This window comes from Micromonospora sp. NPDC049139 (assembly GCF_055586845.1).
This window is the reverse complement of record NZ_JBVJHK010000003.1, coordinates 24147-46030: the sequence shown is the minus strand read 5'-3', so window position 1 is coordinate 46030 and position 21884 is coordinate 24147. Positions and strand designations below refer to the sequence as shown.

Sequence of the window (21884 nt, the reverse complement as noted above, 5' to 3'; positions counted from 1 at the left end):
GCCGTTGCCACCGGACGTCGACCGTCAGGCATACTCGGTTGTCGACGTTTCCGCCGAGGCGTCCGACAGCCCACGGCCCCGCGAGAGCGTGCCGAGGGGCCTCTGACGGGCTGATCGGCGGGCCGGCTCAGCTCCCCGGCCCGCCGATCAGCTCCCCACCCGCGGTCAGGCCGCGCCCGATGACGTCGTCGGTCCCGATCCTCCCCGTTCGGGGCCGGACAGCGACGGGCCGGGAACCGCCGCGCGGTTCCCGGCCCCGGTACGGGCGAGCGTCAGCTCACTTGCGCTTGCGGATCTCCTCAGCGGCCTGCGGGACGACCTTGAACAGGTCGCCCACCACGCCGAAGTCGGCCAGCTCGAAGATCGGCGCCTCGCCGTCCTTGTTGACCGCGACGATGGTCTTCGAGGTCTGCATGCCGGCCCGGTGCTGGATGGCACCGGAGATGCCGAGCGCGACGTAGAGCTGCGGGGAGACGGTCTTGCCGGTCTGGCCCACCTGGAACTGGTGCGGATAGAAGCCGGAGTCGACGGCCGCGCGGGACGCGCCGACGGCGCCGCCGAGCAGGTCGGCCAGCTCCTCGACCAGCTTGAAGTTGTCGGCGTTGCCGACGCCGCGACCGCCGGAGACGACGACGCCGGCCTCGGTGAGCTCGGGGCGGGAGCCCTTCTGCTCGGCGACCCGGTCGACGACCCTGGCCAGCTTGTCGGCGTCGGTGACCGACACGGTGAGCTGCTCGACGGTCGGGGTGGCGGCCGCCGGGGTCGGGTTGACCGAGTTCGGCCGGACGGTGACCAGCGGCAGGCCGCGGGTGACCTTGGACTTGACGATGGTCGAGCCGGCGAAGGCCACCTGGGTGGCGGTGCCGTCGGCGGCCAGGGCGACCACGTCGGTCAGGATGCCGTTGTCCAGCTTGACGGCCAGGCGGGCGGCGATCTCCTTGCCCTCCTGGGACGAGGCGAGCAGCACGGCCGCGGGCTGCACCCGCTTGACCAGCTCGGCCACGACGGTGGCCTTGGGGGCCACCAGGTAGCCGTCGATGTCGTCACCCTCGGCGGCGTAGATCTTCTCCGCGCCGTACTCGCCCAGCTTGGCGCTCAGCGCCTCGGCGGCGCCGGGGCCGCCGAGCACGACCGCGCTCGCCGTGCCCAGCTCGCGGGCGAGGGTGAGCATCTCCAGGGTGACCTTCTTGACGCCGAATTCCCGGGTGGCTTCGACGACGACGAGAACCTCAGACATGTCCAGACCTCTCACACGAACTTCTCGGTGGCGAGGAACTCGACCAGCTTGACGCCGCCGTCGCCCTCGTCGGTGATCTTCGCGCCGCCGGAGCGCGGCGGGCGCTTGGTGTGCTCCAGCACGGCGCTGGTCGCGCCCTCGAAGCCCACCTCGGCCGGGGCGACGCCGAGGTCACCCAGGGAGAGCGTCTGCACCGGCTTCTTCTTCGCGGCCATGATGCCCTTGAAGGACGGGTAGCGCGGCTCGTTGATGGTGTCCCAGACGGAGACCACGGCGGGGGTGGGGGCGGTGACCACCTCGTAGCCCTCCTCGGTCTGCCGCTCGACGGTCAGGGTGGCGCCGTCGACGGTGAGCTTGCGGGCGCCGGTCAGCGCCGCGACGCCCAGCCGCTCGGCGATCATGTGCGGCATCACCTGCACCCGGCCGTCGGTCGACTCGGCGCCGCAGAGCACCAGGTCGGCGTTGAGCTGGTCGAGCGCGGCGGCGAGCACCTTCGAGGTGGCCACGGCACAGGACCCGTGCAGGGCCTCGTCCACGACGTGCACGGCCTTGTCGGGGCCCATGGAGAGCGCCTTGCGGATCGACTCGGTCGCCCGGTCCGGACCCATGGTCAGGACGGTGACCTCGCCGCCGTGGGCCTCCTTGATCTTCAACGCCTCTTCGATGGCGTACTCGTCCATCTCGTTGATGACGTTGTTCGCCGAACCGCGGTCGACGGTGTTGTCGTCAGTGCGCAGGTTGCGGTCCGCGCCCGAATCGGGCACCTGCTTGACGAGTACGACGATGTTCATCGCGCTTCGACGACCCTCCTGTTTGGTGTAGCGATCACTCGCCCGGTCACGGGCGCAGCCTCCCGCGTGACTTAACGATCGGTCAACCACGGGCTGCTGTGCAGTTGCCCACGGCGCAATGTTACCTGTCAGTAGCATCGACCTCCGGCGACCTCAGGGTGACACAGCTCACGGCAGGCCGCCCCGGCGGGTAATCTGGCAAATCGGGAGGTGTCGCGAAATGTCAGAATCTTCCAGCGCCACGCCGCACGACCCGCCGCCGCGGCGCCCCTGTCGCCGGGCGCGCCCCGAGGCGTACCGCTGCGCCTGCGGCCGGGTCCGCGACCGGTGCGTACGCGCCACCGTCCGGGCGCTCTGGTCGCCGGGCCGGCGCACGCCCGCGCCGGCGGACCGGCTCACGCCGACTGAGCCAGCGCGCCCCTGATCCGCTCGATGACCGCCGCCTCGGCCGGAGCCACCCCCCGGTGCGCCCCGGCCACCCGCTCGGCGGCGGACAGCACCACCTCGCGGTAGACCGCCACGTCCTGCGGCGACTTCTCGCGCAGGATCTCGACGGAGCGGCCCAGCGCCGGCAGCACCACCGCCTCGATCTCCAGCGCCGAGTCCCGGGGCAGCCTCGGCAGCGGCCCGGTGGTCAGCGCCTCCTTCACGACCCCGCTCGTGTGGGCCATCGCGGCGGAGGCGGCGAAGCTCTCCCGGAACAGGGCGAGCATCCCCGGATCGGCGTTGGCCACCAGGAACACCGCCCCGAACGCGCCCGTCTTGAGGGTCAGCCGCTCCTCGGCCGTCAACCGCTGCTCCATGATCACGGAGTGTAGACGTACGGGGTGGTCGTCGTGACCGGGACGAGGCCGAGCCGCTGGAGGATCGGCCGGCTCTCGTCGGAGGCGTCCACCTGGAGCAGCGTCCGGTCGCGCTGGGCGGCGAGCCGGGCCCGGTAGGTGACCAGCGCCCGGTAGATGCCCCGGCGGCGCCACGGGACGAGGGTCGAGCCGCCCCACAGGGTGGCGAACCCGGTTCCCGGCACGTAGCGCACCCAACCCGCGCTCACCACCTCGTCGCCCGCCTCGGCCACCACCACCGTGATCGACTGCGGGTCCGCCGCGATCTCCTTCTCCAGCCCGGTGGCCAGGTGGCTGCGGTCGGCGTTCCAGACCGCCTCCTCCATCGCCACGATCCGGTCCAGGTCCGCGCGGCTGGTCACCTCGCGCAGGCGTACGCCCTCGGGGACGACCGGGAGCGCGGCCGCGAGCGGCGCGACCGGGCCGATCACGACGGTCTCCGGCTCCTCCGGCACGAACCCGGCGGCGCGCAACCGCTCCGGCAGGTCCGCCGGCTCGTCGTGGCCGTGCCACTTCCACTCCACCGACTCGCCGCGCGCCCGGAAGAACTCCACCTGCCGGGCGATCAGCCCGTCCAGCGCCGCGCCGGTCAGCCCGTCGAGATCGCGGTAGGTGAGGAAGCCGCCGTGGTCGAGGCCGAGAAGGCGGACCAGCGGGCCGTCCCGGTCCACGGTCACCCCCGCCGGCAGTGGGTCGGGCACCGACGCCCGCAACTGGTGGTCGTACGCGTTCCGCAGCGTCATCGCGTCAAGATCCGTCACTGCTCCAGGCTACGACCGGACGGAAGCGGATAATCGGCACGTGTGGCAGGCGATCAGGCGATGGTTCGACCCGCGCGAACTGCGCTCGGTCGGCAGCACCCCCGACTACCGCTTCTCGCTGGCCAACGAGCGGACCTTCCTGGCCTGGCTGCGTACGGGGCTGGCGCTGGTCGCGGGTGGGCTCGCCGCCGCCCAGTTCCTGCCGCCGCTGCCGCTGGCACACCTGCGTGAGGTGATCGCCGTCGCGCTGCTGCTGCTCGGCGGAACGGTGGCGGTCCGGGCCGTCGACCACTGGGCGCGTACGGAGCGGGCGATCCGGCTCGGCGAGGAACTGCCGGCCTCCCGCTTCCCGGCGGTGCTCGCCCTCGCCGTCGGCCTCGGCGCGCTGCTGCTGGTGGCGGCGGTGCTGGCCCGGGCGGTCGGCGAACGGTGAGCGCCGGCGCGCAGCGGACGCCGCCGGGCCGGCCGGCGCGCGACCCCGGGCTGCAACCCGAGCGGACCCGGCTGGCCTGGCGGCGCACGGCGCTGGCGCTCACGGTGATCATGGTGCTGACCGTGCGGCTGGCGCTCACCGGCCCGCCCGCCGGCGGGACGCTCGGCGCGCTCGTCGCCGGGCTGGCCGTGCTCGGCTGGGCCGCGGCGCTGGCGGTCTGCTGGCGGCGGGCGAACGCCGTCGGCCCGGCCTCCCGCTACGGGCGGGCGCTGCCCCTGGTCGCCCTGGCCACCGCCGGCTACGCGCTGCTCGGTGCGCTCCTGGCGGCGCGCGGGCTGGGTTGACGGGACCACGTGCGCCATCATTGACCCATGGCCCGGTTGTACGTCCTCCTCTTCGTGGTGCAGATCGTCCTCGCGGTCTGCGCGCTGATCAGCTGCCTCTCCGCCGAGGAGGGCGAGATCAAGGCGCTGCCCCGGATCGCCTGGGTGCTGATCATCCTGTTCTTCCCGCTGCTCGGCTCCCTCGCCTGGTTCGCCGCCGGGCGCGAGCGCACCCCGGGCCGGCCCGGCGGCGCGCCGTCGACGGGCCGGATCCTGCCGGCCCGCGAGCGGCCCCGCCCGGTCGCCCCGGACGACGATCCCGAGTTCCTCCGCTCGCTCGGCGAGCGCTCCCGGCGGGAGGACCAGGAGCTGTTCACCCGCTGGGAGGAGGACCTGCGCCGCCGCGAGGACGACCTGCGCCGACGCGAGGGCGAGCCGCCGCGCGAGGAGGACCGCCCCGAGGTGTAGCCGGCGGCCGGCTGCGGGTCACACCCGGCGCCGGAGCCCGCGCACGGCGAGCGGGGCGAAGATCGCCGCGAGGACGGCCGCCCAGAGCAGCGACTGCACCACCGGCGCGGCCACCGGCCCGCCGACCAGCAGGCCGCGCAGCGCGTCGGCCAGGATGGTGACCGGGTTGACCTCGACCCAGGACTGGAGCCAGCCGGGCATCGTCTCGGTCGGCACGAACGCGTTGCTGGTGAAGGTCAGCGGGAAGATCACCATGAAGCCGAAGATCTGCACCTTCTCCGGCTCGCTGACCAGCACGCCGACCAGCACCGAGATCCACGACGCGGCCAGCGAGAACGCGAGCAGCAGGGCGAACGCCCCGAGCAGGCCGGGCAGGCCGTTGCCCAGGCGGAAGCCGAGGATCACGCCGACGCCGACGAGCAGCGACACCGACCACGCCTGCTTGACCGTGTCGGCGAGGATCCGCCCGGCCAGCGGCGCCCAGCGGGCGATGGGCAGCGACCGGAGCCGGTCGAAGACGCCCTTGGTGAGGTCGTTGTTCAGCCCGAACCCGGTGGTCATGGTGGCGAAGAAGGCGTTCTGCACGATGATGCCCGGCAGCGCGAAGGTCAGATAGTCCCCGGGCGAGCCGGAGATCGCCCCGCCGAACACGTACGTGAACAGCAGGACGAACATCACCGGCTGGATGCTCAGGTCGAGCAGCTCCATCGGGTTGTGCTTGATCTGCACCAGGCTGCGCCAGGCCAGGGTCAACGTGTGGCGCAGCCCGGCGGCGGGGCCGAGCCGGCGGGCCGGCGCGACCGGCGCGGTCAGGGTGGCGGCGGTCATGCCGGGGTCCTCTCCAGGTCGGCCCCGGAAGGGGCGTCGGCGTCGGCGCGGTGCCCGGTCAGCTGGAGGAACACCTCGTCCAGGCTGGAGCCGCGCAGGGCCAGCTCGGCGACCGCGATGCCGGCGGCGTCGAGGCGGCCCACCACGGCGGGCAGCACACCCGGGTCGTTCACCGGCACGGTGACGGTGCTCTGGGCCACCTCCGGGGTGGCGTGGACCACCTCGCCGGCGATGGCCACCACGGTCGCCAGGTCGGCGGCGTCCGCGGGCCGGACCGCGAGCACCTGGCCGCCGGTCCTGGCCTTCAGTTCCTCGGGCGTGCCCTGCGCGATCACCCGGCCGTGGTCGACGACGGCGATCTCGCCGGCGAGCTGGTCGGCCTCCTCCAGGTACTGCGTGGTGAGCAGCACCGTCACCCCGTCGGAGACCAGGCCGCGCACGATGTCCCACAGCTCGTTGCGGCTGCGCGGGTCGAGGCCGGTGGTCGGCTCGTCGAGGAAGAGCACCTGCGGCCGGCCGACCAGGCTGGCGGCGAGGTCGAGCCGGCGGCGCATGCCCCCCGAGTAGGTCTTGGCCGGCCGGTCGGCGGCGTCGCTGAGGTGGAAGTCGGCGAGCAACTGCCGGGCGCGGGCCCTGGCGTCGGCCCGGGAGGAGCCGAGCAGCCGGCCGATGAGCAGCAGGTTCTCCGCCCCGGTGAGCGTCTCGTCGACCGAGGCGTACTGGCCGGTCAGGCCGATGAGCTGGCGCACCCGGTGGGCGTCGCGCACCACGTCGAAGCCGCCGACCGTGGCGCGCCCCTCGTCGGCGCGCAGCAGGGTGGCGAGCACCCGGACGGTGGTGGTCTTGCCGGCCCCGTTGGGACCGAGCAGGCCGAAGACCGTGCCGGTGGGGACGGACAGGTCAACTCCGGCGAGGGCGGTGGTGTCGCCGAACCGGCGCACCAGCCCCTCCGCGCGGATCGCGTGATCCATCGCAACTCCTGTCGTTCTCGCTGGTCGAGCCACCATGACCGGCATCCCTGACATTCCGCCGATCCCGGGCTGACGTTACGGCGACAGGCGCTGACATTCCGCCGATTTAGCTGGTCGTGAAACGCGCCCGCCGCCGTCGCCGGGCGCGGCGACGGCGGCGGGCGGTGGTTCAGGCCAGGTTCGACGAGCGGGGGTACGCGTCAGCCGGGTCGGTGAGCACGTTCACCAGGTACGGCACGCCGGCGTCGAAGGCGCGCTGCAGGGCCGGCCCGAGGTCGGCGGCCTTCGCCACCGTCTCGCCCGCGCCGCCGAGGGCGCTCACCACCTGGTCGTAGCGCAGCTCCGGCTGGAGGTCGGCGGCGACGTCGTAGCCGTACATGGCGCGCATGGGGTGCTTCTCCAGGCCCCAGATGCCGTTGTTGCCGACCACGATCACCACGGGCAGCTTCTGCCGGGCGAGGGACTCCACGTCCATCAGCGAGAAGCCGGCCGCGCCGTCGCCCATCAGCACACAGATCTGCCGGTCGGGGTGGCTGACCCGGGCCCCCATCGCGTAGCCCATGCCGGTGCCGAGGCAGCCGTACGGGCCCGGGTCGAGCCAGGTGCCGGGCTGGGCGGGCTCCAGGTAGCGGCCGGCGTACGAGACGAAGTCGCCGCCGTCGCCGATCGTGATGGCGTCGCGGGCCAGGACCCGGCGCAGCTCGCCGTAGACCCGGGCGGGCCGGATCGGGTCGGTCTCGGCGGCCATCTCCGCGGCGTCGCGGGCCTTCGCGGCGTCCTCGGCGGTGCGCAGCCCGGCGATCCAGTCGGCGTGGTCGGCCCGGTCGCCGGGGTGGTCGGCGAACGCGGTGAGGACCAGCCGGAGGTCGCCGGCGGGGGCGGCGGCCGGCTGGACGTGCCCGGCCCGCTGGCTGGGCGCGTCGACGACGTGCACCACCTTCGCGTCGCCGAAGTCGCCGAAGCTGAGCCGGAAGTCCAGCGGGGTGCCGATCACCACGACCACGTCGGCGCCCTTGAGCGCCACCCGGCGGGCCTTGGCGAAGGCGAGCGGGTGCTCGGGCGGCAGCGCGCCCCGGCCCATCCCGTTGGTGAAGACCGGCACCTGGAGCGCCTCGGCGGCGGCCCGCAGGGCGTCGACCGCGTCCCCGGCGTAGACGTCGGAGCCGGCGATGATCACCGGGCGGCTGGCGGCGGCGATCAGGGTGGCCGCCTTCGCCACCTCGTCCGGGTCGGGCTCGACGGGCGCGATGCCCGGCGGGGCGGGGAGTTCGGCGTCGGCGACCGAGAAGACCGCCTCCAGGGGGAAGTCGAGGAAGACCGGGCCCCGGTGCGGGGTGAGCGCGGTGGTCAGCGCCGCGGTCACCGCGCGCGGGATGTCGTCGGGGCTGAACACCGTCTCGGCGTGCTTGGTGACCGGGGCGACCAGCGGCAGGTGGTCCATCTCCTGGAGGCTGCCGGAGCCCCAGCGGAACTGCGGGGCCCGACCACCGAGCACCAGCACCGGCGAGGCGTTGAAGTAGGCGCTGGTCAGCCCCGAGATGCCGTTGGTGACGCCGGGGCCGGCGGTGAGTACGGCGAGGCCGGGGCGGCGCTGGAGCTTCGCCACCGCCTCGGCGGCGAAGACCGCCGACTGCTCGTGCCGGACGTCGTAGAGGGGGAAGCCGGTCTTGTGCGCGGCGTCGTAGAGCGGGAAGACGTGCCCGCCGGAGAGGGTGAACATCTCCCGCACCCCGTACGCGCGCAGCGCCGCGAGCGCGAGCTCCCCGCCGTGACCTTCGATCCGCTCCGTCATCGCCGCTGTCCCTTCGTCCGCATGACCGGAGTCACACGCTACTCACCGGTAGGCGGAATGTGAACCGTCCTCGGCTCGGCGCGGGGCGTCCACGTCGGTGGTGGACGCCCCGCAGTGGGCGAGCCACTGGGCCGGCGGGCACGCCGCCGGCCCCACGCCGGTCAGCGGCCGGTGAAGTCCGGCTTGCGCTTGGCCACGAACGCCGCCATGCCCTCGCGGCGGTCGTCGGTGGCGAAGAGCGCCGCGAAGAGCTGGCTCTCCCACGCCAGGCCGGAGGCGAGGTCCATGTCCAGGCCGCCGTCCACCGCGAGCTTCGCGGCGCGCAGGGCCTGCACCGGGCCGGTGAGGTACGGGCGCACCAGCTCGACCGCGGCCTCGTAGACCTCGGCGGCCGGGGCCACCCGGTCGGCCAGCCCGATCCGCAGCGCCTCCTGGGCGTCCACCATCCGGCCGGACATGATCAGGTCCTTGGCGCGGGCCGGGCCGACCAGGCGGGCCAGCCGCTGGGTGCCGCCCGCGCCGGGAATGATGCCGAGCTTGATCTCCGGCTGGCCGAGCTTCGCGTCCTCGGCGACGACCCGCCAGTCGCACGCCAGCGCCAGCTCGCAGCCGCCGCCCAGGGCGTAACCGGTGATCGCGGCGACGACCGGCTTCGGGATCCGGGCGATCGCGCCGAGCGCGCTGGACAGGTCGGCCGCCCGCTCCGCCATGTCCACGTAGGACATGTCGGCCATCTCCTTGATGTCCGCGCCGGCGGCGAAGACCTTCTCCCCGCCGTACACGATGACGGCGCGGACACCCGGGTCCGCGGTGGCCGCCGCGGCCGCGGCGCGCAACTCCTCCTGCACCTGGGTGTTCAGCGCGTTCATCGGCGGCCGATCCAGCCGGATGGTGCCGATGCCGTCCTTGGTCTCCAGCCGCACGAACTCGCCCACGCTGGCCCTCACTTCCTCGTCGAAGTCGCGGGCCAACCTTACGGCGCGGGCCGTCGGGGTCAGTAGTGTGGTGTCAGGCCCGCCACCGGGAGTGCAGCCATGATCACTTACTACGACGACAGGTCGGTCCAGATCACGTCCACCGCCGTCCGCGTGGACGGCCGCACGTTCCGGCTGGCCGAGATCAGCATGGTCTGGCACCAGCGCGGCAGCCGGTCCTGGCGGGTGCTCGCCGGCCGGGGCGCGATCGGCGCGGCGCTGGCCGGCCCCCTGGTGGCCGCCGCGCTCGGCATCGCGCTGGCGCTCACGCTGGACCGCTCCCTCACCGTCACCGTCGCCATCGTCGGGGCCTCGGTGCTCGTCGGGCTCGCGGTCGGGCCGGTCGCCGACTTCCTCTTCGAGCACCTGGACCGCTCGTACGCGCGGGGCAGCCGACAACTGGAGATCTGGGCCCGCTGGCGCGGCCAGCCGGTGCGGCTGCTGCGCACCGGCGACGCGCTGCGCTTCGGGCAGATCTACCGGGCGGTGCAGCGGGCGGTGGAGGCCGGCCAGCCGGTGACGCCCCGCCGTCGCTGAGAGTCGATCGGCTCGGCCGGCAGCATGGCGAGGCCGCGCATCAGCCCGTAGAGATCCTGCTCGCCCCAGAGCTGCACGATCCACCCCTCCGCCAGCCGGTACATCGCTGGCGCTCTGCACCGCGGTCTCCCCGGTGGCGTCGCGCCGGTCGGTCTGCGCCAGCGAGACCACGACGCGGTCGCCGGCGGCGAAGAGTACGTGGGTCCGTTGGTCGAGCACGGTCAGCCCGGGCGACGCGACGGCCTGCTCGACGAAGTGCCGCCCCCGCACCTGCTGGCCGGAGCCGTGGATCTGCACGTCCTCGGCGGCCACCGCGCGCACCTCGGACAGGTCCTTGGTGACGGACGCGCGCGGCGTCGGTCGACGGGGTGACGTCGACGGGATGGCGTCGACGGGATGGCGTCGACGGGATGGCGTCGAGGGGTGGCGTCGCCTCGCCGCCGCTGTCGAGCTGCCCCTACGGATGGGGCGGGGCAGCCGTCGCGGACGACCGGAGGCGGTCCTATCCGCGGGGCAGCTCGACAGCGTGGACCCGACCACTCCCGCGCCGGAGCCCGGCCGCACCGGGCACCGTCCACTTCGGCCGGCCACAGACGCGGCGCAGCGGTTAGGCTTAGTGATGACCCTCTATTACCGGGACGACGCGGTGCAGGTGACCTCGGAGTCGATCCGGGCCGGAGGCCACGCCGTCGCGATCGCCGACGTGACGTACGTCTGGCACGCGCAGGGGCCGAAGACGCTGGCGGTACGCGGCCGGGTGCTGGGCCGCGGCGTCCTGGTCCTGCTCCTCTCGCTGCCCCCGCTGATCGCGGTGGTCTGCGTGCTCGCGCTGGCCTGGTCGGCGCAGGACCGGGGCGAGTGGCAGCTGGCACTGGTCATCCTCGCCGCGTGCGTGGTCGGCGCGCTGGCCCTGGCCCCGTTCCTGGAGATCCCGCTCGGCTGGCTCGACCGCTCCTACGAGCGGGGCAGCAAGGTGCACGAACTCTGGGTGCAGCACCACGGCCGCGAGGTGCTGCTGCTACGCACGCCGGACGCGCTGCGGTTCGGGCAGATCTACCGGGCGGTCCAGCGCGCGGTCGAGCAGCACACGGAGTCCTGACCCGGGGCGCTGCCCGGAGGCTCGCCCTGGGGCGCCGCCCGGGGGTCGCGTTGTGCCGCCCGGCGGTTCGGGCGCGGGCGACGCACACTTGGTGCCATGGTGATTCCCCTCCCCCGGCCCGCCGCGGTCGTCGGTCTGACCCGCTCCGCCCTCGACCAGGCCCTCGGCTCGGCGGCCGCGTTCGCCGCCGTGCCGGCCCGCGCGTTCGCCGTGCTGGACTCCGTGGAGGCGCTGCTGACCCGGATCAACGGGGTGGTGGACCGGATCGACGGCATGGTGGAGCGGGTCGACGGCATGGTGGACCGGGTCGACGCCACGGTGGGCCGGGTCGACGGCATGGTGGACCGGGTCGAGCAGACCCTCGACCGGACCGACCAGGTGCTCGCCGACGCCGACGCCGCGGTGCGGGAGGTGCCCGTGATCAGCGCCGCCGCGACCGCCGCCATCGGGACGGCGACCGAGGTGGCCGCCGCCGCGTCCGTGGTGGTCAGGGAGGCCGAGTCGGTGGCCGGTCGGGCGGCCGGCGCCGTGGGCACCGCGGCGGAGGCGGCCGCCACGGCCGCCGAGCTGCTGACGGCGTACGAGCCGGCGTTGCGCCGGGCGGCGCCCATGGCGAACCGCTTCGTCGAGCAGCTCAGCCACGAGGAGGTGACCGCCGCGATCCGGCTCGTCGACGAACTGCCCAAGCTCAAGCAGCACCTGACGGCGGACATCCTGCCGATCCTGGCCACCCTGGACCGGGTCGGCCCGGACCTGCACGACCTGCTCGACGTCACCCGTGACCTGAAGCTCGCCGTCGCCGGCATCCCGGGGTTGGGCATGCTCCGCCGCCGGGGCGAGAAGCTCAGCGACGACGCGGAGGCGTGAGCGGCGGTCAGCGGCTCGGCCCAGGGCGGGGCGGCCACGGCCCCGTTCACCGGGGCCCGGTCGGCGCCGACCCGCCCGGGCCAGATCAGGCGGGCGTGTAGAGCTCCTCGATCTCGGCCCGGCTGGGCAGGGCCGAGGAGGCGCCGAGCCGGCGGGCGCAGGCCGCCCCGGCCGCCGCCGCCCAACGCACCGCGTCGACGAGGTCCCGGCCCTCGCCCCAGGCGACCGCGAGCGCGGCGGTGAAGGCGTCCCCGGTCGCCGTGGAGTCCACCACGTCGACCTTCACCGCCGGCACGTGCACGGCCGTGCCGTCCCGGTCGCCGTACCAGGCGCCCTGCGCGCCGAGCGTGAGCACCACCCGGGGCACCAGGTCGAGCAGGGCCGACGGGTCGTCCCGGCCGCGCCCGGTGAGCGCCTGCGCCTCGGTCTCGTTGACCACCAGCAGATCCGTCGCCGCGAGCAGCTCCGGGGGCACCGGCACGGCCGGCGCGGCGTTGAGCACCACCCGACTGCCGGCCGCCCGGGCAACGACCGCCGCCCGGGTCACCGTGCCGACCGGGATCTCCAGCTGGGCGAGCAGCACGTCCGCGGAGCGTACGGCCGCCAGCTCGGGATCGGTGAGGTGGGTCATCGAGGCGTTCGCGCCCGGGGTGACGAGGATCGCGTTCTCACCCTCGGCGTTGACCATCACCAGCGCCACCCCCGACGTGCCGTACGTCGTGCGGAGCTGGTCGGTGTCGACGCCGGCGGCGGTGATCCGGGCCCGCAGGGTGACGCCGAACGCGTCGGAGCCGATCGCCCCGAGGAAGGCGCAGGAGGCGCCGGCGCGGGCCGCGGCGATGGCCTGGTTGGCGCCCTTGCCGCCGGGCACCATGACGAAGCCGGTGCCGAGCAGGGTCTCCCCCGGCCGGGGCAGGGCGGGGGCGGTGCCCACCAGGTCCATGTTGGCGCTGCCCACGACGACGACCCTGGTCTGCCGCACGCCGACCTCCTTCTGGCGCCTCAGGCGGCGCGGGCGGTGTACCGGTCGCCGGAGCGCTCGACCACCAGCGGCAGCCCGAAGGTCTTGGAGAGGTTGTCCCCGGTGAGGGTGTCACCGAGCAGCCCCTGGGCCACCACCTGGCCGTCGCGCAGCAGGAGCGCGTGGGTGAAGCCGGGCGGGATCTCCTCCACGTGGTGGGTGACCAGCACCAGCGCCGGGGCGTCCGGGTCGTACGCCAGCTCGGCCAGCCGGGCCACCAGGTCCTCCCGCCCGCCCAGGTCGAGCCCGGCTGCGGGCTCGTCGAGCAGCAGCAGCTCCGGGTCCGTCATCAGCGCGCGGGCGATCTGCACCCGCTTGCGCTCCCCCTCGGACAGCGTGCCGTAGGCGCGGTCGGCGAGGCCGCCGATGCCGAGCTGGCTCAGCAGCGCGCGGGCGCGGGCCTCGTCGCCGCTGTCGTAGCTCTCCCGCCAGCGCCCCAGCACCGACCAGGCGGCCGTCACGACCACGTCGCTGACCCGCTCGTCGGCGGGCACCCGCTCGGCGAGCGCGGCGGTGGAGAGCCCGATGCGCGTGCGCAGCTCGTTGACGTCGGTGCGGCCGATGCGCTCGCCGAGCACGTGGGCGGTGCCGGTGGTCGGGTGCAGCCGCCCGGCGGCGAGGTTGAGCAGTGTCGTCTTCCCGGCGCCGTTCGGGCCGAGCACCACCCAGCGCTCGTCCAGCTCGACCCGCCAGTCCAGGTCGTGCAGCAGCGCCGTGCCGGACCGGCGTACGCCGACGCCGTCGAGGCTGACCACCAGATCCGCGTCCACGGGCGCGGGCGCGGCTGCGGCGCCGCCGGCGCCGGGGATCAGGTCACCAGTCACCCGACCATCCAACCACGCAGCGCGGGGCGCCCCCCACGGGCGGCGCCCCGGTCGTAGGGTGAGGCGCCGTGTCGTTGGTCACCACACTCGAAGGACGGTCCATGCCCGGTCGGAACACGGAGCCGCGCCGGTGAGCGCGGTCATCGAGATCGAGGGTCTGCGCAAGACCTTCCGCAGCCTGCGGCAGGGGCGCCGGGTGGCGGTCGACGGTTTCGACCTGCTGGTGGAGTCCGGCCAGATCCACGGCTTCCTCGGCCCCAACGGGTCGGGCAAGACCACCACGCTGCGTGCCCTGCTCGGGCTGGTCCGCGCCGACGCCGGCCGGATGACGGTCCTGGGGCGGACCTCGCCGGAGCAGCTGCCCCAGGTGGCCGGGCGGGTCGGGGCGATCGTGGAGAGCCCGCAGTTCTTCGGCAACTTCACCGGGCACCGCACCCTGCGCCTGCTCGCCCGGGCCGGCGGCGTGCCGGTCGCCCGGGTCGACGAGGTGCTGGAGCAGGTGGGCCTGCGGGACCGGGGCGACGAGCGGGTCAAGGGCTACTCGCTGGGCATGAAGCAGCGCCTGGCGGTGGCCTCGGCCCTGCTCAAGGACCCGGAGCTGCTGATCCTCGACGAGCCGGCGAACGGGCTGGACCCGGCCGGCATCCGGGAGATGCGGGACCTGATGCGCTCGCTGGCCGAGGCCGGCGTGACCGTGCTGGTCTCCAGCCACATCCTGGCCGAGATCCAGCTGATCTGCGACCACGTGACGATCATCTCGCGGGGCCGCCGGGTGGCCGCCGGGCGGGTCGACGAGGTGCTGGCCGGCTTCGACCGGCACGAACTGCTGGTGCGGGTGGACGACCCGGAGCGGGCCGCCGAGCTGCTGGCGGCGGCGGGGATGGCGGTGACCGGGCGCGACGACCATCTGGTGGTGGGCGACGTGGACGACGCCGCCACGGTCAGCCGCACGCTGGGCGAGGCGGGCCTGTGGGTGCGCGAGCTGACCCCGCTGCGGCCCGACCTGGAGAGCGTCTTCCTCGAACTGACCGGCACGGCGGCGCACCCGACGGTCCCCCGTCAGGTGGACGACTCGGTGCTGCCCGACCAGGGGCCCCGGGAACCGGTGATCGACCTCGACGCGAGCGGAGTGGACGCGTGAACCTGGTCCGTGCCGAGCTGGAGCGCCTGGGTGCCCGGCGCTTCGTGCAGCTCATGGTCGTCCTGCTGGTGCTCGCGTTCGGCGTCACCGCGGCGACCACCCTCGCCGGCTCCCACCGGCCCACCGCCCAGGAGATCCTCGACGCCGAGCAGCAGGCCGCCGCGGCGCGCAGCGAGCTGGAACGCACCCACCAGCTCTGCCTGGACCGGCAGCGCGGCGTCATCCGGGTGGACGAGGTGCACGAGTACATCCCGGACGACTGCAGCGAGGTCGACCCGGCCCAGATGGAGCGGGCCCCGGTGGCCGCCGACTTCCTGACGGGGGTGTTCACCTTCGCCGAGGAGGCCCGGCCGCTGCTCTACTTCCTCGTCGCCTTCCTGGTGCTCTTCGGCTTCCTGGTCGGCGCCTCCTACATCGGCGCCGACCTGAACTCCGGCGGGGTGGTCAACCTGCTGCTCTGGCGGCCCCGGCGGCTGACGGTGCTCGGCGCCAAGCTGGGCACGCTGCTCGGCGCGACGGCGCTGCTGTCGCTGGTCGCCTCGGTGGCGTACCTCGGGGCGTTCTGGCTGATCGCCCAGCTCGCCGGCCGGCCCGGGCGGCTCGACGGGGAGTTCTGGCGGTCGCTGGGCGCGACGTGGGGGCGCGGCATGCTGCTGGTGCTGCTGGTCACCGCGATGGGGTTCGCCATCGCCACCCTGGGCCGGCACACGTCCGCGGCGCTCGGCGCGATCGCCGGCTACCTCGTGGTGTGGGAGCTGGGGGCCCGGCTGGTGATGGAGATCCTGGACGTCGTCCAGGTGGACCGGTACGTGCTCTCCAGCTACGTGGCCGCCTGGCTGAACGGCAAGGTGGAGTTCTGGGACCTGCGGGCCTGCCCGGACGGGCTGACCACGTCCTGCAGCGGCTACTGGACGCTGACCTGGCAGCCGTCGCTCGTCCTGCTGCTCGGGCTGACGGGGGCGCTGACCGCGGCGGCCTTCGCCGTGTTCCGCCGACGCGACCTGATGTGACCTGCGGCGTCATCCGGCCCCGGCGCGGCAACACCTTGCAGCACCGGGGCCGATGATGAAATATTCCTTCACATGACGCGCGGCCAACCCCGCCGCTCCGGGCCGCCGGCGCCCGCCGAGCACCTTCGGGCGACGCCCGCCGAGCACCTTCGGGCAACTTCCGTCGAGCAGGTCCGGGCGACGCCGGGCGGGCACCGGCCGGCTCCGTCCGGGCCGGCCGGCACGACGGCGGCGCGCGGGTGGCGGTCAGCCGATCGTCGAGCCGAAGACCTCGTCGCGGACCGCGTCCAGCGCCGTGCGCAGCGCGCCGCGCAGGATCGGTTCCTCGGTCAGGCCGGTGGGCACCACCCGGGGCCGGACCAGGGTGATCGCCGCGACCTCGTGCTGCACCCGCTCCGCCAGCGCCGCCCCGCCGGCCTGGCCGACCTCACCGGCGAGGACCACCAGCGGCGGGTCCAGCACCACGCAGGTGCTCGCCACGCCGAGCGCCAGCCGGCGGGCCACCTCGTCGAGCATCGGGCCGCCGGCCGTGCCGTCGGCGACCGCGGCCCGCACGGCGGAGGCGCCGCTGTCGTCCGGGTAGCCGTGCGCCCGGGCCAGCTCGCGGACCGCCTCCGCGCCGATCAGCTGCTGGAACGCGGGCTTCGCCCGGCGGGAGACGTCGCGCGGGATGGGCGCCCCGGGCACCGGCAGGTAACCGATCTCGCCCGCGGCACCGCTGCTGCCATGGTGCAGCCGGCCGCCCAGCACGATCGCCAGGCCGACGCCCGCGCCGACCCAGACCAGGACGAAGTCCGTCAGCCCCCGCGCGGCGCCCGACTGCGCCTCGGCGACCGCCGCCAGGTTGACGTCGTTCTCGAAGACCACCGGGGTGTGCAGGTCCTCCCGGAGCGCGGCGAGCAGACCGCTGTGCCAGCGCGGCAGGTTGAAGGCGAAGGTGATGTCGCCGGTGCCCGGGTCGACCAGGCCAGGGGTGCCAAGCACGATCCGCCGTACGCTCGACAGCTGCGCCCCGGCGCTGCTCGCGGCCTGGACCACCGCGTTGTGCACGACCCCGACCGGGTCGTCGGTGTCCCGGGTCGACTGCTCGACGCGGCCGATCACGGCGCCGGTGATGTCCGCGCACGCGGCGACCACCCGGTCGGCGCCGACGTCCACGCCGACCACGTGCGCGCTGCCCGGCCGCACGGCGTAGAGCTGGGCGTTCGGTCCCCGCCCGCCGGCCTGCTCGCCGACCCGGGTGACCAGCCCCCGCTCCTCCAGCCGTTCGACCAGCTGGGAGGCGGTGACCTTGGACAACCCGGTCAGCTCGCCGAGGCGGGCCCGGGTCAGCGGCCCCTGCTCCAGCAGCAGCTCCAGCGCCGCGCGGTCGTTGAGCGCCCGCAACAGGCGGGGGGTGCCGGGCAGCCGGGTCGAACTCATGCCACGTCCTCTAATTTTGTTAAACCTTGCTAACTGTAAACGGACCTGCAAACGGGTAGCCGTAGCGTATCGGCCGCCCGGGACCGGGGCGCTCGGCCGACCCGGTACGTCGCCGACCGCCGCCGGTACGACATCCGTGCCCTCGGGCACCGAAAGGGGAAGATCACGTGGGGCTCGATCCAGGACTGCGCCGGCTCGCGCTCGGCACGCTGCTCGCCGCGTACCCGGGGCCGGTCCCGCCGGACTGGGCGGTCGACCTGGTGGCCGAGGGACTCGCCGGGCACACCCTCTTCGGCACCAACGTCCACGACCCGGGGCAGTTGGCGGCGAGCACCGCCGCCCTGCGCGCGGGCCGGCCGGACGTGCTGATCGCGATCGACGAGGAGGGCGGTGACGTCACCCGGCTGGCGCACGCCACCGGCAGCCCGTACCCGGGCAACGCCGCGCTCGGCGCGATCGACGACGTGGCGCTGACCCGCCGGGTCTACGAGGCCATCGGCGCGGAGCTGGCGGGCCTCGGCATCACCGTCGACCTCGCGCCGACCGTGGACGTCAACACCGCCGACGAGAACCCGGTCATCGGCACCCGCTCGTTCGGCGCCGACCCGGTGCGGGTCGCCGCGCACTCCGCCGCGGCGGTCGCCGGCCTCCAGGCCGCCGGGGTGGCCGCCTGCGCCAAGCACTTCCCGGGGCACGGCGCGACGGTCGCCGACTCCCACTACGAACTGCCCACCGTGGACGTGCCACTCGACGTGCTCCGCGAGCGCGACCTGCCGCCCTTCGCCGCGGTCGTGGCGGCCGGCGCGCAGGCCGTGATGACCGCGCACATCCGGGTGCCGGCGCTGACCGGCGACGGCCCCGCCACGTTCAGCCGGGCGGTCCTGGTCGACCTGCTGCGCGGCGAGTACGGCTTCACCGGCACCGTCATCACCGACGCGCTGGAGATGAAGGGTGCCGCCGTGGCCGCCGGCGGGGTGGGCCCCGCCGCCGTACGGGCCCTCACCGCGGGCGCCGACCTGCTCTGCATCGGCGCCAAGGTCGACGCCGAGCTGGTCGAGCGGGTGGTCACGGAGATCGTCGGCGCGCTCGCCGACGGCCGGCTGGACCGGGCCCGGGTCGAGGAGGCGGCCGGCCGCGTCGCGACGCTCGCCGCGTGGACCCGGGCCACCGGCGCGACCTCGGCCGCGTCCACCGAACTCGGGTACGCCGCGGCACGGCGGGCCGTCCGGGTGGAGGGGGCCCTGTCCGGCCTGGACCGCCCGCTGGTCGTGCAGCTGCACGCCGCCTCGACCATCGCCGAGGGACGGGTGCCGTGGGGCCTCGGCCCGCACCTCGACGGCGTGGAGGAGCTGCGCGTGGTCGCGGCCGAGACCGAGCCGGCGGCCCTGCGCCGGCTCGCCGGGGACCGGCCGATCGTGCTGGTCGGTCGCCACCTGCACCGCCTGCCGGGCGGCCCCGAGCTGATCGCCGCGCTGGCCGCCGCGCACCCGGTGACCGTGGTCGAGATGGGCTGGCCGGCCCAGTGGCGGCCGGCGGGCGTACGGGCGTTCGTCACCACGTACGGCGCGAGCCACGCCAACGGCCGGGCGGCGGCCGAGGTGCTCGGCCTGGCCGGCTGACGCGGGCGGCGGCACCCGGGCCCGGGCCGGCGGCTTGACGGCGCGGGCCCGGGGTGCGCCGTCGGAATGACCGACCCCTGACACCGCGCCACCCACTCTTGAACGCGTTCAAAGAGTGCCCTACGCTCATGGCAACAAACTTGAACACGTTCAAGAAGGGCGTCGGCGATGGACACCAAGGTCTGGATGTACCTGGTCTACCTGGCGGTCAGCATCGGGCTGACCGTGTGGGTGGCCCGGGCGCTCTCCCGCAACGGGTTGGTCTTCCTCGAGGAGGTGTTCGCCGACGAGCGGCTGGCCCGTGCGGTGAACAGCCTGCTCGTGGTCGGCTTCTACCTGCTCAACCTCGGCTACGTCACGGTGGCGATGAAGCACCCCGACCCGGTCGGGTCCACCGCCCAGGCCATGGAGGAGCTCTCCCTCAAGATCGGCCTGGTGCTGCTGGTGCTGGGCGCGCTGCACTTCTTCAACGTCTTCGCGCTCGGCCGGTACCGCCGGGGCCGGCTGCGCCAGCTCGCCACCCATCCGCCGCTCGCCCCGGTCGGCCGGCTGCCGATGCAGCCCACGCCCCGCGGCCCCCACCCGGCCGCCGCGGCCGGCCCGCACCCGGTCGGCCCGTACCCCGGCAACCTCCACCCCGGCAACCCGCAGCCCGGCGGCCCACGCCAGCCCGTCGGCACCCAACAGCCCGCCGGCCCGACCGGCCCCGGGCCGGAGGCCGGCCCCGGCACGCCGCCGGCCCGATGACCGTCCCGCCCGGCGACGGAACGGGCGGGGTTCCGGATGCCACCGCGCACGGGGGCGGTGGCATCCGGGGGTTCACCGTCCTCTACGACGCGCACTGCCCGCTCTGCCGCGCCGCCCGCCACTGGCTGGCGTCCCGCGCTCAGCTCGTACCCCTGGAGTTCGTGCCGGCCGGCTCCGCCGAGGCCCGGCGGCGCTTCCCCGGGCTGGACCCCGACGCGACACTGCGCGACCTCACCGTGGTCGCGGACACCGGCGAGGTGTACGCGGGCGACGGCGCCTGGTTCGCCTGCCTGTGGGCGCTGGCCGACCACCGGGGCGCCGCCGAGCGGCTGGCGCGCCCGCACCTGCTGCCGCTGGCCCGCCGGATCGTCGCCGCCGCCGCGTCGGTACGCGAGCGCGTCCGCGACCCGTGGGCGGGCCCGGTGGACGACCCGGCGGGATACGGTGAGCCCGATGACCGAGCAGACTGCGCCGACGACCGCTGCGGGTGAGCCGGCCACCGCCCGGGGCGAGCAGACGCGGCAGCTCATCCTGGACACGGCGATGCGGCTGTTCCAGGAGCGGGGGTACGCCCGGACCACCATGCGCGCCATCGCCCAGGAGGCCGGGGTGGCGGTGGGCAACGCCTACTACTACTTCGGCTCCAAGGACCACCTGATCCAGGAGTTCTACGCCCGCGCCCAGCTCCAGCACCGGGCGGCGGCGCAGCCGGTGCTCGACCGGGAGTCCGACTTCGCCGCCCGGCTCGCCGGGGTGCTGCACGCCGGCATCGACGTGCTCACCCCCTCGCACGACTTCGCGGCGAGCTTCTTCAAGACGGCGGCGGAGCCGACGTCCCCGCTCAGCCCGTTCTCCGCCGAGTCGTCCGCGCCCAGGAAGGCGGCCGTCGACCTCTTCGCCGAGGTCCTCGACGGCTCGACCGCGAAGGTGGACGCCGAGCTGCGTCCCCACCTGCCCGAGCTGCTGTGGCTCGCGTACATGGGGGTGGTCCTCTACTGGGTCCACGACCGGTCCCCGCAGCAGGCCAAGACCCGGCAGCTCATCGACGGCGCGGTGCCGTTGGTCGACCGGCTGGTGGGGCTGTCCCGGTTGCGGGTGCTGCGCCCGGTCACCCGGCAGGTGCTCGACCTCATTCGCACGCTGCGTCACTGACCCGCCGCGCCGCCTCGACACGCTGCGCCCCAGGTCAAGTCCACTTCTGGACAGTTCCAACCGCCCGCCGGCATCTTGCCGAACAGCCCATCAATACGTAGCGTAATCGGCACACACGGCGACCGGCCCCGCAACGCCCGTCGCGGGCACGGGACCTGGGGGAGGCTGCGGGCCGTGGATCCGGCCCGGGATCCACGGTCCGCGCCCCGCCCCACCGTCGAGTCAGGGCGGGTACACCCCGAACGACCGCCAGCCCCGGTCGGGGAAGCCGGCGGCCTCGGCGACCCGCGCGGAGGCCGCGTTGGCGCGGTCGTGCAGGTAGGTCGGGACGGCCCCCTCGTCGAGCACCCGCCGGGCCGCCTGCGCGACCAGCCGCCGGGCCAGCCCCCGCCCCCGCGCCGCCGGCACCGTCCCCACCGCCAGCTCGTGGCCGTACGCGTCGTGTCGCTTCACCCCCACCCCGGAGAGGTACCGGCCACGCTCGTCGCGCACCACCAGCACGGGCCGGTCGAAGAGCCGGAGCCAGGACGGCAACCCCGGCGAGGCCGGGGACACCCACTCCCCCACGTCGGGCAGCGGGGCCGGGGCCACGCTCCACCGGAACACGTCGTCGTGGACCGCCCAGCCGGGCTGGCCGACCGTCGCGGGCAACTCGGGCAGGAACCGCCCGGCCCGCCGGCGAACCAGCTCGCGGACCGCGTCCACCCGGTCCGGCGGTACGGAGAGCACGGTGCTCGCCCCGGCCGCGACCGCGATCGCCGGCCGAAGCCGACCGTCCCAGGCCGGCCGGGCCCGCCGGCGCGACCCGACCACGTGCAGCGCCGGGCCCGCCGGCCACTGGCCCAGCCAGGTCGCCAGGTGCAGGTGGAGCCGCCGGTCGAGCATCGAGTCACCTTCCCCGCGGCCGGCCCACGGCAGCCGCCCGCGCGGACGCCGCCGGGGTCGCTCGCCGCGCTCGGCCCGAGCGCGGTCCGCGCCCCGGCCCGTCCGCCGATCACCGTACGCCGGACGGTTGCCGCCCGGCG

General features: G+C 74.8%; 24 protein-coding genes. 12 read left to right on the top strand and 12 right to left on the bottom strand.

The features are described from left to right. Positions 1-277: 277 nt before the first annotated feature. The 4 genes from ACZ6Q9_RS07005 to ACZ6Q9_RS06990 all read right to left on the bottom strand — a co-directional run bounded on the left by ACZ6Q9_RS07005 (position 278) and on the right by ACZ6Q9_RS06990 (position 3631). Positions 278-1237, bottom strand: a complete 960-nt coding sequence (locus ACZ6Q9_RS07005) for an electron transfer flavoprotein subunit alpha/FixB family protein (protein WP_393266918.1) — start codon at positions 1235-1237, stop codon at positions 278-280. 11 nt (positions 1238-1248) lie between these two features. Continuing rightward, positions 1249-2028, bottom strand: a complete 780-nt coding sequence (locus ACZ6Q9_RS07000) for an electron transfer flavoprotein subunit beta/FixA family protein (protein ID WP_396828392.1) — start codon at positions 2026-2028, stop codon at positions 1249-1251. Positions 2029-2423: 395 nt separating this feature from the next. After that, positions 2424-2831, bottom strand: coding sequence for a hypothetical protein (locus ACZ6Q9_RS06995; RefSeq protein ID WP_396828394.1), 408 nt, complete (start codon positions 2829-2831; stop codon positions 2424-2426). Between the two features lie 2 nt (positions 2832-2833). Then, positions 2834-3631, bottom strand: coding sequence for a GNAT family N-acetyltransferase (locus ACZ6Q9_RS06990; protein WP_396828396.1), 798 nt, complete (start codon positions 3629-3631; stop codon positions 2834-2836). Between the two features lie 40 nt (positions 3632-3671). Here ACZ6Q9_RS06990 and ACZ6Q9_RS06985 point away from each other — a divergent pair, with 40 nt between their 5' ends. Genes ACZ6Q9_RS06985 through ACZ6Q9_RS06975 form a run of 3 tightly spaced genes read left to right on the top strand, consistent with a single transcriptional unit; the run spans position 3672 to position 4855 of the window. Beyond that, positions 3672-4064 (top strand): YidH family protein, encoded by a 393-nt coding sequence (locus ACZ6Q9_RS06985; protein WP_350705113.1) that lies wholly within the window; start codon positions 3672-3674, stop codon positions 4062-4064. Next, entirely contained in the window at positions 4061-4408 is a 348-nt protein-coding gene (locus ACZ6Q9_RS06980; RefSeq protein WP_357453649.1) for a DUF202 domain-containing protein, read from the top strand. Before ACZ6Q9_RS06985 ends, ACZ6Q9_RS06980 begins: the two co-directional genes overlap by 4 nt. 27 nt (positions 4409-4435) lie before the next feature. Continuing rightward, positions 4436-4855, top strand: coding sequence for a PLD nuclease N-terminal domain-containing protein (locus ACZ6Q9_RS06975; protein WP_357453652.1), 420 nt, complete (start codon positions 4436-4438; stop codon positions 4853-4855). An 18-nt stretch (positions 4856-4873) separates the two neighbouring features. Here the strand turns inward: ACZ6Q9_RS06975 and ACZ6Q9_RS06970 are convergent, their stop codons facing one another. The 4 genes from ACZ6Q9_RS06970 to ACZ6Q9_RS06955 all read right to left on the bottom strand — a co-directional run bounded on the left by ACZ6Q9_RS06970 (position 4874) and on the right by ACZ6Q9_RS06955 (position 9381). Next, on the bottom strand, positions 4874-5683 hold the full coding sequence (locus ACZ6Q9_RS06970) for an ABC transporter permease (RefSeq protein ID WP_393266929.1): 810 nt from the start codon (positions 5681-5683) through the stop codon (positions 4874-4876). Continuing rightward, positions 5680-6654: an ATP-binding cassette domain-containing protein gene (locus ACZ6Q9_RS06965; RefSeq protein WP_393266932.1), complete on the bottom strand. Its 975-nt coding sequence runs from the start codon at positions 6652-6654 to the stop codon at positions 5680-5682. Before ACZ6Q9_RS06965 ends, ACZ6Q9_RS06970 begins: the two co-directional genes overlap by 4 nt. 169 nt (positions 6655-6823) lie before the next feature. Continuing rightward, the gene (locus tag ACZ6Q9_RS06960; protein WP_393451541.1) at positions 6824-8446 is read right to left on the bottom strand and encodes an acetolactate synthase; all 1623 of its coding nucleotides are present in this window, start codon (positions 8444-8446) and stop codon (positions 6824-6826) included. A gap of 161 nt (positions 8447-8607) precedes the next feature. Continuing rightward, a complete protein-coding gene (locus tag ACZ6Q9_RS06955) occupies positions 8608-9381 on the bottom strand; it encodes an enoyl-CoA hydratase/isomerase family protein (protein WP_393451538.1) in 774 nt (257 codons plus the stop codon). A 99-nt stretch (positions 9382-9480) separates the two neighbouring features. Between ACZ6Q9_RS06955 and ACZ6Q9_RS06950 the strand changes: the two genes are divergently transcribed. From ACZ6Q9_RS06950 to ACZ6Q9_RS06940, 3 genes are all read left to right on the top strand, one after another. Continuing rightward, complete coding sequence (locus tag ACZ6Q9_RS06950; protein ID WP_393451535.1) at positions 9481-9957, top strand: DUF6232 family protein; 477 nt, start codon at positions 9481-9483, stop codon at positions 9955-9957. 619 nt (positions 9958-10576) lie between these two features. Then, positions 10577-11056, top strand: a complete 480-nt coding sequence (locus tag ACZ6Q9_RS06945) for a DUF6232 family protein (RefSeq protein ID WP_357697179.1) — start codon at positions 10577-10579, stop codon at positions 11054-11056. Between the two features lie 96 nt (positions 11057-11152). Then, on the top strand, positions 11153-11923 hold the full coding sequence (locus tag ACZ6Q9_RS06940; RefSeq protein WP_396828401.1) for a hypothetical protein: 771 nt from the start codon (positions 11153-11155) through the stop codon (positions 11921-11923). Positions 11924-12008: 85 nt separating this feature from the next. Here ACZ6Q9_RS06940 and ACZ6Q9_RS06935 read toward each other — a convergent pair whose 3' ends face one another. Then, the gene (locus ACZ6Q9_RS06935; RefSeq protein WP_396828403.1) at positions 12009-12905 is read right to left on the bottom strand and encodes a ribokinase; all 897 of its coding nucleotides are present in this window, start codon (positions 12903-12905) and stop codon (positions 12009-12011) included. Between the two features lie 20 nt (positions 12906-12925). Continuing rightward, positions 12926-13780: an ABC transporter ATP-binding protein gene (locus ACZ6Q9_RS06930; protein WP_393451525.1), complete on the bottom strand. Its 855-nt coding sequence runs from the start codon at positions 13778-13780 to the stop codon at positions 12926-12928. Between the two features lie 118 nt (positions 13781-13898). Here ACZ6Q9_RS06930 and ACZ6Q9_RS06925 point away from each other — a divergent pair, with 118 nt between their 5' ends. Then, the gene (locus ACZ6Q9_RS06925; RefSeq protein WP_393451522.1) at positions 13899-14909 is read left to right on the top strand and encodes an ABC transporter ATP-binding protein; all 1011 of its coding nucleotides are present in this window, start codon (positions 13899-13901) and stop codon (positions 14907-14909) included. Beyond that, positions 14906-15919 carry an ABC transporter permease subunit gene (locus ACZ6Q9_RS06920; protein WP_393451519.1) on the top strand — a complete coding sequence of 338 codons (1014 nt, stop codon included), beginning with the start codon at positions 14906-14908 and terminating at the stop codon, positions 15917-15919. The genes ACZ6Q9_RS06925 and ACZ6Q9_RS06920 overlap by 4 nt, the downstream gene beginning before the upstream one ends. A 246-nt stretch (positions 15920-16165) precedes the next feature. Here ACZ6Q9_RS06920 and ACZ6Q9_RS06915 read toward each other — a convergent pair whose 3' ends face one another. Further along, the gene (locus ACZ6Q9_RS06915) at positions 16166-17341 is read right to left on the bottom strand and encodes an ROK family transcriptional regulator (RefSeq protein ID WP_357453700.1); all 1176 of its coding nucleotides are present in this window, start codon (positions 17339-17341) and stop codon (positions 16166-16168) included. 167 nt (positions 17342-17508) lie between these two features. On the opposite strand from ACZ6Q9_RS06915, the gene ACZ6Q9_RS06910 reads away from it, so the two are divergent. From ACZ6Q9_RS06910 to ACZ6Q9_RS06895, 4 genes are all read left to right on the top strand, one after another. Further along, positions 17509-18960 carry a glycoside hydrolase family 3 N-terminal domain-containing protein gene (locus tag ACZ6Q9_RS06910; protein ID WP_393451516.1) on the top strand — a complete coding sequence of 484 codons (1452 nt, stop codon included), beginning with the start codon at positions 17509-17511 and terminating at the stop codon, positions 18958-18960. 168 nt (positions 18961-19128) lie between these two features. Next, positions 19129-19707: a hypothetical protein gene (locus ACZ6Q9_RS06905; protein ID WP_393451513.1), complete on the top strand. Its 579-nt coding sequence runs from the start codon at positions 19129-19131 to the stop codon at positions 19705-19707. After that, the gene (locus tag ACZ6Q9_RS06900; protein ID WP_393451510.1) at positions 19704-20198 is read left to right on the top strand and encodes a thiol-disulfide oxidoreductase DCC family protein; all 495 of its coding nucleotides are present in this window, start codon (positions 19704-19706) and stop codon (positions 20196-20198) included. Before ACZ6Q9_RS06905 ends, ACZ6Q9_RS06900 begins: the two co-directional genes overlap by 4 nt. Further along, positions 20161-20859 carry a TetR family transcriptional regulator gene (locus ACZ6Q9_RS06895; RefSeq protein WP_393266968.1) on the top strand — a complete coding sequence of 233 codons (699 nt, stop codon included), beginning with the start codon at positions 20161-20163 and terminating at the stop codon, positions 20857-20859. The genes ACZ6Q9_RS06900 and ACZ6Q9_RS06895 overlap by 38 nt, the downstream gene beginning before the upstream one ends. Before the next feature lie 222 nt (positions 20860-21081). Here the strand turns inward: ACZ6Q9_RS06895 and ACZ6Q9_RS06890 are convergent, their stop codons facing one another. Continuing rightward, the gene (locus ACZ6Q9_RS06890) at positions 21082-21744 is read right to left on the bottom strand and encodes a GNAT family N-acetyltransferase (RefSeq protein ID WP_357697201.1); all 663 of its coding nucleotides are present in this window, start codon (positions 21742-21744) and stop codon (positions 21082-21084) included. Positions 21745-21884: the final 140 nt, after the last annotated feature.

What these genes read in the sequence shown, in the direction of transcription:
- ACZ6Q9_RS07005 (WP_393266918.1), bottom strand. Translation starts at nt 1,237, where the DNA reads ATGTCTGAGGTTCTCGTCGTCGTCGAAGCCACCCGGGAATTCGGCGTC.
- ACZ6Q9_RS07000 (WP_396828392.1), bottom strand. Translation starts at nt 2,028, where the DNA reads ATGAACATCGTCGTACTCGTCAAGCAGGTGCCCGATTCGGGCGCGGAC.
- ACZ6Q9_RS06995 (WP_396828394.1), bottom strand. Translation starts at nt 2,831, where the DNA reads ATGGAGCAGCGGTTGACGGCCGAGGAGCGGCTGACCCTCAAGACGGGC.
- ACZ6Q9_RS06975 (WP_357453652.1), top strand. Translation starts at nt 4,436, where the DNA reads ATGGCCCGGTTGTACGTCCTCCTCTTCGTGGTGCAGATCGTCCTCGCG.
- ACZ6Q9_RS06970 (WP_393266929.1), bottom strand. Translation starts at nt 5,683, where the DNA reads ATGACCGCCGCCACCCTGACCGCGCCGGTCGCGCCGGCCCGCCGGCTC.
- ACZ6Q9_RS06965 (WP_393266932.1), bottom strand. Translation starts at nt 6,654, where the DNA reads ATGGATCACGCGATCCGCGCGGAGGGGCTGGTGCGCCGGTTCGGCGAC.
- ACZ6Q9_RS06960 (WP_393451541.1), bottom strand. Translation starts at nt 8,446, where the DNA reads ATGACGGAGCGGATCGAAGGTCACGGCGGGGAGCTCGCGCTCGCGGCG.
- ACZ6Q9_RS06950 (WP_393451535.1), top strand. Translation starts at nt 9,481, where the DNA reads ATGATCACTTACTACGACGACAGGTCGGTCCAGATCACGTCCACCGCC.
- ACZ6Q9_RS06945 (WP_357697179.1), top strand. Translation starts at nt 10,577, where the DNA reads ATGACCCTCTATTACCGGGACGACGCGGTGCAGGTGACCTCGGAGTCG.
- ACZ6Q9_RS06940 (WP_396828401.1), top strand. Translation starts at nt 11,153, where the DNA reads ATGGTGATTCCCCTCCCCCGGCCCGCCGCGGTCGTCGGTCTGACCCGC.
- ACZ6Q9_RS06915 (WP_357453700.1), bottom strand. Translation starts at nt 17,341, where the DNA reads ATGAGTTCGACCCGGCTGCCCGGCACCCCCCGCCTGTTGCGGGCGCTC.
- ACZ6Q9_RS06905 (WP_393451513.1), top strand. Translation starts at nt 19,129, where the DNA reads ATGGACACCAAGGTCTGGATGTACCTGGTCTACCTGGCGGTCAGCATC.
- ACZ6Q9_RS06900 (WP_393451510.1), top strand. Translation starts at nt 19,704, where the DNA reads ATGACCGTCCCGCCCGGCGACGGAACGGGCGGGGTTCCGGATGCCACC.
- ACZ6Q9_RS06895 (WP_393266968.1), top strand. Translation starts at nt 20,161, where the DNA reads ATGACCGAGCAGACTGCGCCGACGACCGCTGCGGGTGAGCCGGCCACC.
- ACZ6Q9_RS06890 (WP_357697201.1), bottom strand. Translation starts at nt 21,744, where the DNA reads ATGCTCGACCGGCGGCTCCACCTGCACCTGGCGACCTGGCTGGGCCAG.